This window comes from Bovifimicola ammoniilytica (assembly GCF_025567085.1).
Taxonomy (GTDB): domain Bacteria; phylum Bacillota; class Clostridia; order Lachnospirales; family Lachnospiraceae; genus Bovifimicola; species Bovifimicola ammoniilytica.
Window position 1 is genome coordinate 13,548 of record NZ_JAOQJN010000012.1, and the last position, 13,865, is coordinate 27,412.

Annotated in this window: 14 protein-coding genes; all 14 read right to left on the reverse strand. The window is 34.9% G+C overall.

The window, feature by feature from the left end:
* Positions 1 to 34: 34 nt before the first annotated feature.
* The 14 genes from OCV48_RS12845 to OCV48_RS12910 all read right to left on the reverse strand — a co-directional run bounded on the left by OCV48_RS12845 (position 35) and on the right by OCV48_RS12910 (position 13,703).
* Positions 35 to 361 carry a DUF6142 family protein gene (locus OCV48_RS12845; RefSeq protein WP_021983812.1) on the reverse strand — a complete coding sequence of 109 codons (327 nt, stop codon included), beginning with the start codon at positions 359 to 361 and terminating at the stop codon, positions 35 to 37.
* 1 nt (position 362) lies between these two features.
* Positions 363 to 821, reverse strand: coding sequence for a VanZ family protein (locus tag OCV48_RS12850; RefSeq protein WP_021983811.1), 459 nt, complete (start codon positions 819 to 821; stop codon positions 363 to 365).
* 1 nt (position 822) lies between these two features.
* Positions 823 to 972 carry a hypothetical protein gene (locus OCV48_RS12855; protein WP_021983810.1) on the reverse strand — a complete coding sequence of 50 codons (150 nt, stop codon included), beginning with the start codon at positions 970 to 972 and terminating at the stop codon, positions 823 to 825.
* A 12-nt stretch (positions 973 to 984) separates the two neighbouring features.
* Entirely contained in the window at positions 985 to 1,665 is a 681-nt protein-coding gene (gene pyrE / locus OCV48_RS12860) for an orotate phosphoribosyltransferase (RefSeq protein ID WP_021983809.1), read from the reverse strand.
* A gap of 87 nt (positions 1,666 to 1,752) precedes the next feature.
* Positions 1,753 to 2,658: a dihydroorotate dehydrogenase gene (locus OCV48_RS12865; RefSeq protein WP_021983808.1), complete on the reverse strand. Its 906-nt coding sequence runs from the start codon at positions 2,656 to 2,658 to the stop codon at positions 1,753 to 1,755.
* The gene (locus OCV48_RS12870) at positions 2,658 to 3,425 is read right to left on the reverse strand and encodes a dihydroorotate dehydrogenase electron transfer subunit (RefSeq protein WP_147592151.1); all 768 of its coding nucleotides are present in this window, start codon (positions 3,423 to 3,425) and stop codon (positions 2,658 to 2,660) included. Before OCV48_RS12870 ends, OCV48_RS12865 begins: the two co-directional genes overlap by 1 nt.
* Before the next feature lie 27 nt (positions 3,426 to 3,452).
* Positions 3,453 to 4,370, reverse strand: a complete 918-nt coding sequence (pyrF, locus tag OCV48_RS12875) for an orotidine-5'-phosphate decarboxylase (protein ID WP_147592152.1) — start codon at positions 4,368 to 4,370, stop codon at positions 3,453 to 3,455.
* A gap of 55 nt (positions 4,371 to 4,425) precedes the next feature.
* The gene (locus OCV48_RS12880; protein WP_147592153.1) at positions 4,426 to 5,715 is read right to left on the reverse strand and encodes a dihydroorotase; all 1,290 of its coding nucleotides are present in this window, start codon (positions 5,713 to 5,715) and stop codon (positions 4,426 to 4,428) included.
* Between the two features lie 13 nt (positions 5,716 to 5,728).
* Entirely contained in the window at positions 5,729 to 6,817 is a 1,089-nt protein-coding gene (locus OCV48_RS12885) for an HD-GYP domain-containing protein (RefSeq protein WP_147592154.1), read from the reverse strand.
* 67 nt (positions 6,818 to 6,884) lie between these two features.
* A complete protein-coding gene (locus OCV48_RS12890) occupies positions 6,885 to 7,850 on the reverse strand; it encodes an AEC family transporter (RefSeq protein ID WP_021983803.1) in 966 nt (321 codons plus the stop codon).
* A 15-nt stretch (positions 7,851 to 7,865) separates the two neighbouring features.
* Entirely contained in the window at positions 7,866 to 9,635 is a 1,770-nt protein-coding gene (locus tag OCV48_RS12895) for an ABC transporter ATP-binding protein (RefSeq protein ID WP_147592155.1), read from the reverse strand.
* 2 nt (positions 9,636 to 9,637) lie between these two features.
* Entirely contained in the window at positions 9,638 to 11,374 is a 1,737-nt protein-coding gene (locus tag OCV48_RS12900) for an ABC transporter ATP-binding protein (RefSeq protein WP_021983801.1), read from the reverse strand.
* 21 nt (positions 11,375 to 11,395) lie between these two features.
* Complete coding sequence (locus OCV48_RS12905; RefSeq protein WP_021983800.1) at positions 11,396 to 12,352, reverse strand: serine O-acetyltransferase; 957 nt, start codon at positions 12,350 to 12,352, stop codon at positions 11,396 to 11,398.
* Between the two features lie 397 nt (positions 12,353 to 12,749).
* Positions 12,750 to 13,703 (reverse strand): calcium/sodium antiporter, encoded by a 954-nt coding sequence (locus OCV48_RS12910; protein ID WP_021983799.1) that lies wholly within the window; start codon positions 13,701 to 13,703, stop codon positions 12,750 to 12,752.
* Positions 13,704 to 13,865: the final 162 nt, after the last annotated feature.

Sequence of the window (13,865 nt, forward strand, 5' to 3'; positions counted from 1 at the left end):
CCTTTCATATATGCAAGTTATATTCTTATATAGTCTACCACAACATAAAACCTTTCGCAATAATAAGACACATTCCTAACCATAAAATACCATTAGAAATTGTTCCAATCCAAGAAAATATATAAAATTTATCTTTTTCCTTAAAACTCTTTAATCCACTTATAAGTCCTGCTGTGGCAAATAGAAATGACATAGTTCCTAAGCCGCCTGCTAATGTTCCCGCAGCTCCGGACTTCTTATAAGAAATAATAACACCTGCGACAACTGTAACTAATGCTATAATTGCAAGTATTACTGAAATAATTCCACCACGTGTATTATTCTTATTCGTAAATTTATATCCATGTCTCTCAGTTCTCATATTAATCCTCATTTCTAATTTTATTTAATACCGCATATACCACATAGCCTAATGCTCCACCAATTGTATTAAGAATTAAATCGTCTACATCAAATATGCCAATCATAAAATACAACTGGATTACTTCTATACACAAGCTAAACATAAATGTTGTAAAAACAACTTTAATAAATGAAATCCTACGTTTAAATATATATGGCACAAATAAACCAAACGGCATAAAGCACGCTATATTTCCAAATAGATTCAAAACTGCCTTGTAAGTTCTTGTGCCACCTAACATATTATAAAATCGCTTTATCTCAGCAAGCGGTTCTAAGTTATATCTGTAAACTCCTCCATTTGTTCTTCCAAATCCTTCTGATACAAGTAAGAAGTACAGTACACATAGCATATATAATACAAATAGCAAACGACTAACTATTATCAGCCGTTTGCTCTTTTCTTTCTTCTTTCTCATATTAAAAAGTTATGTCCGATTTATCTCTTAGAAGCTTTGCACCACCGATTATTGTCATAATACCGGCTGTCACCCCTGTTATTATCATAATGATACCAAGAGCTATATTTCCTGCACCAACACTTTTCATAGATTTATAAATTCTTTCCATGTCAACCTCCATTTATTTAACGCCATACTGTTCATAATATGCATCTATTGCTTTCTTTAATTCATCATCGATAATTACTTTGCCTTCACATTCTCTGTTGTATAAGTGTTCAACAACTTCTTCCATTGTAACAATTGCCTTGCCCTCGAAGCCGTATTTATCCTTAATCTCATCTAATGCGCTCTTTGTTCCTCCTAAACCTACTTCCATACGGTTAAGTGAAACCATAAGCCCGATGATTTCAACATTTGCTGCACCCTTAACCTTTGGAACTGTTTCTTCCATAGATTTTCCTGAAGTTGTAACATCTTCAATCATAACAACTCTGTCGCCATCTTTAAGCTTTGTGCCTAAAAGTCCGCCTTTATCTGCGCCATGATCCTTCTCTTCTTTTCTGTCAGAGCAATAGCGAATCTCTTTACCATATAATTTACTATATGCAATTGCTGTTACTACTGCAAGAGGAATACCTTTATATGCAGGTCCAAAAAGAACATCAAAATCATCTCCGAAATTATCATGAATGGCTTTGGCATAATATTCACCAAGTCTTGACAACTGACTTCCTGTAACATAAGCTCCTGCATTCATAAAAAATGGTGATTTTCTTCCACTCTTTAATGTGAAATCGCCAAATTTTAAAACATCACTTTCCACCATAAATTCTATAAACTCTTTTTTATATTGTTCCATTCCGACCAGCTCCATTCTTCTTTTATATTTTTGAAAATTCTATCATATAATTTTTCTATTTTCAAGATACGATTAAGAAAAGTTATTTTATCTGTTTACTATGCCAATCAGTTCATTAATATCATCACAGTTATGTGCCTGCATATATTTCTCTATGCCGTCAACTATCTCAACTGTTGTATAAGGATTGAAGAAATTAGCTGTTCCAACTGATATAGCTGTCGCACCTGCTAATATGAATTCAACCGCATCTTCGTAATTAGCAATACCGCCCATACCTATAATAGGTATCTTTACGGCATTAGCTACCTGGTTAACCATTCTTACTGCAATAGGTTTGATTGCAGGACCTGAAAGGCCACCAGTCTTATTAGCTAATGCAAAGGTCTGTCTGTTAATGTCAATCTTCATACCTGTTAATGTATTAATAAGTGATACCGCATCAGCTCCGGCATCTTCTACTGCTTTTGCCATAACTGTTATGTCAGTAACATTAGGACTTAATTTCATTATTACAGGTTGTTTTGCAATCTTCTTAATCTCTTTAGTTATTGCATATGCTGTTTTAGCATCCTGTCCAAAACCTATTCCACCCTCTTTAACATTAGGGCAGGAAATATTTATCTCTAACATATCAACTGGCTCATCGCTTAATTTTTCCACTACATCAAGATATTCTTCTGTGGTTTTTCCACATACATTTACGATAATCTTTGTGTCATATTGCTTTAGAAATGGAATGTCTCTTTTAACAAACACATCAATTCCGGGATTCTGAAGCCCGATTGCATTCAACATTCCACCATGAGTTTCTGCAATACGTGGTGTAGGATTACCAGGCCATGGCACGCTTGCCACACCTTTTGTTACTACTGCACCTAATTTATTCAAATCTACAAACTGACTGTATTCCATTCCTGAACCAAATGTTCCTGAAGCTGTCATAACAGGGTTCTTAAATTCTACTCCTGCAATATTTACTGTTGTATTCATTAGATTTCAACCTCCCTTGCTTCAAAAACCGGACCATCTGTGCAGATTCTTGTATTATTCACATGTGTATGCTTATCTTTATCCTTAGTCTTACATACACAGCCAAGACAGGCACCTATTCCACACGCCATTCTCTCTTCAAGTGAAATCTGCGCTTCAATGTCTTTATCAATAGCAAACTGTTTAACTGCCCTAAGCATCGGCATTGGTCCACAGGCATAAATAATATCACCTGAAATATTATTTTCTCTGATGGCATCTAATATATTTCCCTTAACACCTGCTGAACCGTCTTCTGTAGATATAAATACATCTCCATACTGTTTCAATTCATCTAAGAGGAATAATTCATTTCTATATCCGACTACAATATTTATCTTGCAATTATATTTTCTTTTAAGTTCTTTAGCAAGTTCAACGATTGGTGGTACACCTATTCCACCTGCTGCAAGTATTGCAGTCTTATTCTTAAGTGTGTATCCGTTTCCCAAAGGTCCTAATATCTTAACCTTTTCATCACTTAATAACTTAGAAAATTCATCTGTTCCTTTTCCGACAACTCTGTATACAATTCGCAGCTTAGTCTTATCCTCACTTATTTCGCAGATGCTTATGGGACGAGGTAATAATGTTGCACCATTCTTAGAATATACTGATATAAACTGTCCTGCTTTAGCTTCTTTTGCTACTTCTGTCTTAATCCACATACTGTAAATGTCTGTGGATATTTCTTCCTGTCTTATGACAATAGCTTCTTCTACTTTCATATTTCCTCATTTCTTTGCAATCTGATATTAAATGTTTTCTGTTATATCTTTAATCATAAATTCTACTGCTGCTCTTGATGCATCTGCATAATTCAATTCGCCAAATGATGCATACTGTTCCTGCTTGTATGCTGCAATAATTCCTCTTGAAGAATTTACAATTGCACCAAGTCCATCTTCGTTAAAGTATGGTGCAAGATCTTTGGCTTTTCCACCCTGTGCGCCATAACCAGGTACAAGAATATATGTCTTTGGCATAATCTTTCTTAAAATCTTACCCATCTCAGGATAAGTTGCACCTACAACGGCACCAACATAGCTATAAGAATCACCCATATGACTCTCGCCCCATTCAGCAACTTTTTCGCCTACTAATTCATATAAAGGTCTGCCATCTACTAATCTGTCCTGAAATTCTCCACTTGATGGGTTAGATGTCTTAACAAGGACAAATATACCTTTCTTAGTCTCCTTACACACATCGATAAATGGATTAACTCCGTCACTTCCAAGATATGGATTAACTGTTACAAAATCTTCATCAAAAGGTGTTATAACTTTACTTCCGACTTTAACATTTCCAACGTGTCCAACTGCATAAGCTGCTGATGTTGAACCAATATCTCCACGTTTAATATCTCCGATTACTACTAAATCTTTTGACTTTGCATAGTCAACAGTCTTCTTAAATGCTTTAAGACCCTCTATTCCAAACTGTTCGTACATAGCTATCTGAGGCTTAACAGCAGGAATGAGGTCATATGTTGCATCAATAATTCCTTTATTAAACTGCCATATTGCTTCTGCTGCACCCTCTAATGTCTCACCATATTCGTCAAATGCTTTCTTCTGAATGAATTCAGGTACATAATTAAGCATAGGATCAAGTCCTACTACCATAGGTGCATTTAATTTTTTAATTTTTTCTACAAGTTTGTTAATCATTACTAATTCCTCCTGTTACTTATAAGTTAATCTCATTCTATGTTATTGCTGATTATTACTGTCTATATACGATTTGTCCATGGTGAATTGTGCATTCAACAACACCTGTTACTTTCTTGCCATTAAATGGTGTATTCTTACCTTTTGATGCGAAATCATTCACATCAATGACATATTCTTTATCAGGATTGAAAATCATAATATCTGCAATCTTACCCTCTTCTATGCTTCCTCTGTCTATTCCTAAGACTTTGGCAGGATTATAGCTCATCTTCTCTACCATCTGCATAGGTGTAAGATATCCTTTTAATACTAATTCTGTATGTGTAAGAGATGCTGAAGTCTCTAATCCGACTATACCAAATGGTGATTTTTCAAATCCTCTGCTCTTCTCTTCTTCACTATGTGGGGCATGGTCTGTTGAGATAACGTCCATAATTCCATTCATAAGTCCCTCTCTTAATGCCTCAACATCAGCTTTGCTTCTAAGAGGTGGATTCATCTTGTAATTGCCGTCATCTTCCTTAATATCATCTGTTGATAATATAAAATGATGTGGGCAAACCTCACCTGTTACTGATATACCATCTTCCTTTGCTTCCTTAATCATTCGTACACTGTCAGCAGTTGAACAATGGCAAAGATGTAATTTAGCTTTAGTCTCCTTAGCAAGTAAGATATCTCTTGCAACAATAATGTCCTCTACAGCATTACTTATTCCTTTTAGGCCAAGTTCTTCTGCCTTAGAATCCTTATTCATTACACCGCCTGCCACAAGGTTAATATCTTCGCAGTGGGCCATAACAGGTATATCGCATTTTCTTGCTAAATTCATCGCATCACGATATATATTAGAGTCCATAACTGACTTGCCATCTTCACTTATGGCACATATTCCTGCTTTCTTCATTCCCTCTATGTCAGTAAGTTCCTTGCCCTCCTGACCTATTGTGATTGCACCAACAGGCAGAACAGTAATTACTGCTTCTTTAGCAGCTCTTCTTACTATCTCTTCTACTTTTCCAGGGTTATCCGTAGGTGGCTTAGTATTAGGCATAGGACATATAGTCGTAACTCCACCTCTTGCCGCTGCCTTTGCTCCTGTTTCTATTGTCTCTTTATATGTTAATCCCGGGTCTCTTAAATGTACGTGTAAATCTATTAAGCCTGGCATTACATAACAGCCTGCTACATCTATTACCTCTGTATCTTTTGCAACTTCATTTTCTTCTATCTTCTTACATATTCTAGATACTTTGTCATTCTCAATATAGATGTCTGTTATCTCATCTATTTTATTCTTAGCATCAATTAATCTTCCATTTCTGATTAATAATCCTGACATATTACTCCTTTCATTAATCACGTATTGCTTCTTCAAGTGTTTTCTTATCTATTATGGTTCTGTTATCCATAGTCTTCATAATGTCTTTAATCTGTACCGACTCATTGGTCTGTTCTAAATTATAGACTTTATTATTGTTAAAGCCAAGAACCACAGGCTTTAATAGGTTGTCCCTGTTCTCAGTAAGTACAAGCCCTTTTTCTCCATTAGTAAGTTCTACGCACACACCAGGGTTAAGTATATTTATAGATGCAGTCAAAGCATTTATAAGTTTACGGTCCACCGAATTACCCTCATACAGACTCTTAACAACTCTGAATTCTGAAGTTGGCTCTTCATCTAACTTCATAGCTGTAAGCCGGTCATAAGTATCAGCTAAAATAAGTATCTTAGCCTGGGTAGTCAGATTCTTCTCTCTGCCCTCATAGACATTACTGCCAAGTCCGTATACTTCTCTCTGTACAGTCGCAATTATACGTCTTATTCCCTGAGGTATGTTAGCCATCTCTAACATATTATTCTCCTCTGCAAACGCAATTCTTACAGATTCCCTGTCATCATCATTATATTCGTTACTGCATGCTATCTTATTATTGACTAATAATAACAAGACATCATGAATAAGTGCTGCCATAACTAATTCTCGCATATCGTTAGAGCTTTCATTCATATTTCTGCCAATCAATGCACATAGTATTGCTACATTTAACGAATGTTTATATACATAATCTTCAGGACTCCTGAGATTCTGTGTGAAATTAATCTTCTTGTATCCTCTTCCATATGTAGCTATTATTAAATCAGCCATTTTCTCTAAATTCTTTGGTTCTTTTCTACTTACTAATGCCTGTAAGTCTTCTTTAATTCCAAACACAGCCATTGCCTGAAATCTTTCAAATTCCACATCTTCATCAGACATAGGTGGTAATGGTTCTGCCGGCTCTAATATATATATTCCAATCAAATCAAAATTCTTTATACTGGCTATACCCTGCTCTGTTAATTTCGTATCCCTACCATACAACAATACGCCTGTTTTACTATATATTGGTTTAGCCAGACGCATTCCCTGCTTTAATTCTTCTGTCTTTACAAAAAGCAATTGTATACCTCCAATTTTTCATTTGGAATAATTATAACCTAATTCTTATTAAAAATAAATATTTATTTTAAATATAACCCATTGTTCTCAATATAAATATCCATGCCGTTATGGTAAATGCTGACATAAGTGTTGTTAATACTACAATACTTGATGAAAGCACACCTTCATGATTCATATTTTTAGCCATTATGTAACTCGTCGCTGTTGTTGGTGCTCCAAGCATTATAAGTGCAGCTACAATCTTCTCAGGTTCAAAACCCATCGCTACTGCTACTGGTAAGAATATCAATGGCTGTATTACTAACTTAATCGTTGTGGCAATTATGGTAGGTTTTAATTTCTTAATTGCTTTTCTTCCCTCAAAACCTGCACCAATTGCAATTAATGCCATAGGCGAGGTAAGTGAGCCGATACTGTTAATAGTCTTATACATTATCTTTGGAAATGTAATATCGAAATATGATAAAATCATTCCGCCAAGTATACTAAGTATAATAGGATTCGTACAAATTCCCTTTACCGCTTTCTTAAGATTCTTACCAAGTTCATTTTCTTTCATATCGGGTGATTCAAACGTCAGTACAATTACCGCAAATATGTTATATAGAGGAACTGAACCAAGCATCATAAGCGGTGCCATCTTAGCATTTCCACTTATATTCTGTAAAAGTGCGATTCCAAGTATGGCAGCACTTCCACGATATGCCCCCTGGACAAATTCACCAACTATATTTTTATCAGAAGCATTTTTCTTCTTGCAGAAAAGCTTCGCAAGTGTCCAGATAACAGTTATGCATATTATGGTTGAAAACGCACAATATAGAACATATTTGCCATCAAATGTATTTTTGATATCACAATCCATCATATTAAGAAGCAAAAGACATGGTAGTGTTACATTAAAATTAAATTTATTCGATACCTTTATATATTCTTCATTTAACATTCCAGTTCTTCTTAAGAAATAGCCTACAACCATAACTAAGAATACTGGCATAGTTGCATTCAGGCTGTATATGAGATTACTCAATTTGTTTCCTTCTTTCTATTTTGCGAACTGGCTATTATAAAGATTAGCATAAAATCCATTCTTCGCTAACAATTTCTCATGATTACCCTGTTCGATTACGCTACCGTCTTTCATAACTAAGATTGTATCTGCTTCCTTAATGGTTGAGAGACGATGTGCAACTATGAAGCTTGTTCTTCCTTTCATCATCTTTGCAAATGCACTCTGTATCTTCTGTTCAGTTCTGGTGTCTATTGATGATGTTGCTTCATCAAGTATAAGCATTGGTGGTAAGCAGAGCATTACTCTCGCTATACATAAAAGCTGTTTCTGTCCCTGTGAGAGACTTCCACCATCTTCTGTAATATATGTGTCATATCCATCTTTTAATCTCTTAATAAAGCTATGGGCATGTGATGCTTTAGCTGCCACTATCATTTCTTCCTCTGTAGCATCAGGTTTACCCATACAGAGATTTTCACGAATAGTTCCCTCTTTTAACCAGGTTTCCTGTAATACCATTCCATATGAACTTCTAAGGCTGTCTCTTGTGATATTTCTTATGTCTGTCCCCTCTACCTTAATGCTTCCACTATTCACATCATAGAAACGCATAAGCAGGTTAATTACAGTAGATTTACCACAACCTGTAGGTCCTACTATCGCCACTCTCTCACCAGGTTTGACTGAGAGATTGAAATTCTCAATGAGTTTCTTCTCAGGAACGTATGAGAAATATACATTTTCTAATTCTAACGCGCCATCTACATCTGTATCCTTAAGAACCCTTGCATCCTCATTATCAGGAATCTGTGGTTCTTCTTTAATAAGTTCAAATATTCTTGCCGCACACGCAAGTGCATTCTGGAGTTCTGTTACAACACCAGAGATTTCATTAAATGGCTTTGTATACTGGTTAGCATAACTTAAGAAGCAAGATAACTGTCCAACCGTAAATGCAGGATTAGTAATTACCGTAAATGCACCTGTTATTCCGACACCTGTATATACTAAACTGTTTACAAATCTTGTTGATGGATTAGTAATTGATGAGAAGAATATTGCCTTTAAAGACCATTTCTGTAAACGTCCATTAATCTCATCAAACTGTTCTAAAGCTTCATCTTCGTGTCCAAATGCCTGAACAACTTTCTGGTTACCAATCATTTCATCAATAAGCGCAGTCTGTTCACCTCTTGTTTCAGACTGAAGTCTGAACATTCGATAAGTTTTCTTCGCTATAAAACTTGCAACAAATAATGATATAGGTGTAATAAGTACAACTACAAAAGTTATCTTGACATTTATGGTAAGCATAAATATAAGAGTTCCAAGAATCGTAATAACACCTGTGAATAGCTGTGTAAATCCCATTAACAAACCATCTGCAAATGTATCAACGTCTGTAATTACACGACTCACTATATCTCCGTGTGAATGTGAATCAATGTATTTTAATGGAAGAATCTCTAATTTCTCGAATGCATCCTTTCTTATATCTCTGATTACTCCATAAGTTATCTTATTATTGCAAATGTTCATTATCCATTGTGACAATGCTGTTAAACCGACTACTATTATTATCTTCTTAACAATTGCATATACTGCCGAAAAATCTACATTTCCTTTTCCAACAATCAAATCTATGGCATCACCTGTAAGGATAGGTACATAAAGTGTCATAGCTACCGTAGCTGCTGCAAATATCACAGACAAAACTACATAAAACATATATTTTTTGATATATTTAAGCACTTCTTTAAGTGTTTTAGACTGTGAATAGCCTGATTTATTATTCTTAGCCATAATTATTTACCTCCCTTTTCATCTTTAGATATCTGAGAATAATGAATTTCTCTGTATTCCTCACATTTTTCAAGAAGTTCTTCGTGAGTTCCAATCATAACGATTTGTCCGTCATCTAATACTACTATTTTATCTGCATGCTGAATGGAAGATGTTCTCTGTGATACGATAAATACTGTCATCTTACCTTCCATAGATGCAATGGCTTTTCTGAGCTTCGCATCTGTAGCAAAGTCAAGTGCTGATGCACTGTCATCTAATATAAGAATCTGTGGTTTCTTCACTAATGCTCTTGCAATTGTAAGTCTCTGTTTCTGACCGCCTGAAAGGTTCTTACCGCCCTGTTCAATCATTTCATCTAATTTATCAGGCTTCTGTTCAACGAATTCTCTGGACTGTGAAATGTCTAATGCATCATAGATTTCTGCATCTGTTGCATTTTCATTTCCCCATTTCATATTATCTCTGATTGTACCTTTGAACAGAACAGCTTTCTGCATAACCATTCCGACAATATCTCTTAACTTCTCTACAGGCTGGTCTTTGACATTTACACCATTTACCTTAACTTCTCCGCCTGTTGCATCATAGAAACGCGGAATCAGATTAACGATTGAAGATTTACCACAGCCTGTACCACCTATGATACCAACTGTTTCACCACGTTTAACCTTGAAGTCAATATTACTAAGTGCATCTTCACCTGCATCTTTGTATTTAAGATATACATTATTAAATTCTACTGCGTATTCTGATGAATTGTCACCAAGCATAACTTCTGTCTTATCGCATACTGATGCTTTTACATCGAATATACTCTCTATTCTGTTAGCACTCGCAAGTGCTTTTGTACACGAAATAATTAAGTTCGCAACCTTGACAACTTCTACAAGTATCTGTGACATATAGTTTACAAGTGCGACAACCTGTCCCTGACTTATTGCACCGCTGTCTACTCTTATCGCTCCAACATAGATAAGTGCCACGATACCGCCATTAATAATTATATAAGTAATTGGATTCATCAATGCTGAAATGCGTCCAACATACATCTGTATCTTAGTAAGTGCCGCATTGCTTTCATTAAATCTTTCTACTTCATCTTTCTCTTTATTAAATGCTCTGATTACTCTTACACCTGTAAGATTCTCTCTTGTTCCAAGTAATACTCTGTCAAGTCCTGCCTGAACTTTCTTATATAATGGAATACTTACAAACATTATTGCAAATACAACAATACAAAGTAATGGAATTGCCACAACAAATATTAATGCAGCTTTCACATCTATTGTAAATGCCATTACCATCGCACCAACAACTACGAATGGTGAACGAAGTAACAGACGAAGAACTAAGTTAACACCATTTTGTACCTGATTAACATCACTCGTCATTCTGGTTATAAGTGTTGATGTCCCGAGAGTATCTATCTCTGAAAATGATAATGACTGGATATGTCCAAATAATGAATGACGTAACTTTGTTGCAAAACCTACTGCTGCCTTTGCTGCAAAGAACTGTGCCGTAATAGAGCATACAAGTCCGATTATACCTAAAGCAATTAAGACAAGACACATCTTAACTATATATGGCTTATCTGCATGCCCGATACCTTTGTCAATTACTGCCGCCATTACTAATGGCACAAATAATTCAAATGTTGCTTCTAACAACTTAAATAAAGGACTTAATACACATTCTTTCTTATAATCCTTTAAGTATTTCATTAATGATTTCATTTTCCTTAAAACTCCTTTTTACTATATTTCCCAAGGAGTATTTTCCTTGCTATCTTTATTGCCGTCTTTCATCTTTAATTCAGGATTAATTACACTAACCTTAGTATTAGCAGGAATTGATGCAGTTATGAATGCATTTCCCCCGATTACCGTACCTTTTCCAATTACTGTTTCTCCTCCAAGAACCGAAGCACCTGAATATATTGTAACATTATCTTCTATTGTAGGATGTCTCTTCACGTCTCTAAGCTGCTGGCCACTTCTGGTAGATAATGCACCAAGAGTAACACCCTGATATAATTTAACATAATCACCTATTATAGTCGTCTCTCCGATTACCACTCCTGTACCATGGTCGATGAAGAAATATTTGCCAATTGTTGCACCTGAGTTAATATCAATTCCTGTCTTGCCATGTGCATACTCTGTCATAATTCTAGGTATGAAAGGAACATTCTGAACATAGAGTTCATGTGCAAGTCTGTATACATATATTGCAAATAATCCCGGATAAGATGAGATTATTTCCTCTTTACTCTTAGCCGCAGGGTCACCGTCAAAGCCTGCCTGAACATCCATAAGAAGCATATTCTGTATGTATGGTAATTTCTTAATGAAATTAAGTGATATGGTTTCTGACTGTTTCTCAATCTCTTCATCACTTAATCCCTTTTCATTCTCGTAGCTCATCGCTAATAAGACCTGTTTATTAAGTCTGTCTTTTATATTTACTAATTCATTTCCAACAAAATAATCTGCAAATGAATAACTAAGATTAAAGTCCTCGAAATATCCCGGGAAAATGATTCTTCTTAAATCTTTGATTATTCCTATAATTTCATTTCTGCTAGGCAGACGCATTGTCTTATTAAGGCAAAGTAATTCTGAATTTCTATAATTATCTGTAATCTTTGCAACTGTGTCAATTAGCTGCTGTTCGTTTTCTGTTATTTTATTATTTTTGCATGAATTATCCATATTAATCCTCATTTCTGAAAATATATTTTAATATACGCTAAACAAATACAAAATATATGGAAGATAGCCATAATTTCACAAATGTCTAATAAGTATACTACATAAGTAGGAAAATATCAAAGAATTTAGCTAAAAAGAATATACTATACAATATTATATGCCACTTTAAGCAATGTTCTCCTGTCAAATAAACAAAAAGTGGCAAGACATAATATAACGTCTGATTAAATGTAAAGTCTATTGAAATCTATTCACTTAATCAGCATATATTAATATCTTAACCACTCTTTAAACCGCTCTTTAAACTAATTTTATATCAGATAAACCAAGCATAATCTTAACGAAGCTGAATACTAATCCGGATATCATTTATTTAAAATTATAGTTTCTGTAATTTCTAACCCACTATAAGATATGCAAAATATCCTGCATAAGCGATTAACATTATTATTCCCGCCATTCTGCCTAGCTGTTTCTTTCTCACTACTCCTAAGAATAATAATACCGCTGCTGCAATCGCAACAATTCCATCAATTACAAAGTTCGTGCTGTATGGTACTGATTTGATAAGACTGGTTGTACCTAATACAAACAGAATGTTAAATATATTACTTCCTACAATATTACCTATGGCAATATCAGCTTTTCCCTTTATTCCTGCTGTCACTGATGTGATTAATTCAGGAAGTGATGTACCAAATGCAACTATTGTAAGTCCGATAATTCTGTCGCTTATACCAAGAATCTTAGCTATTTCTGTTGCCCCATCAACTGTCAGGTCACTACCTATAACAATTGCTGCCATACCGGCTAATGTAATAAATATTAATTTTATCATTGAATCTTTCTTTCCATCGTAGGCTTCGCCCTCTTCTACGATTCCGTCTGACTTGCCACTCTTAGCCATTTTAATCAGATATACAAAGAAAAGAATAAATAATGCCCATAAAATTATTCCTGATATGAAACCTAACTTACCCTGAGTTCCACCTATAACAACTAAAACAGTTGTTATAAATATTACAAAAGGAATCTCATAATAAACTGTAGACTTAGCTACTTTAAGGACCGTTATACAAGATGTAATACCAAGTATCAGAAGAATATTCATTATATTACTTCCTATTATATTACCAATTGCAATTCCCGTATTTCCTTTAATTGCTGAACTTATACTTATAGCAGCCTCTGGTGCTGATGTACCAAATGCTACTATTGTAAGTCCTATTACTAACTGTGGTATTCCTAATTTATCAGCAATTTTAGATGCACCCTCTACGAAATAATCTGCACCCTTAATAAGCAGGACAAAACCCACAACCAATAGAACTAAATTGATTAAGAAATTCATATTTTACCTCTTTCCCGGGCGACTTGTCAGCGATTTAGCTTTGAGAAATTCATAAATTCATATAACTGATTTTCCACTTGCCATAATACTAATTGAATACTAATTGTTTTCGCCCTGAAACAATCATTCATCTAAAAATCAGCAACTTCCAAAATAAAATTG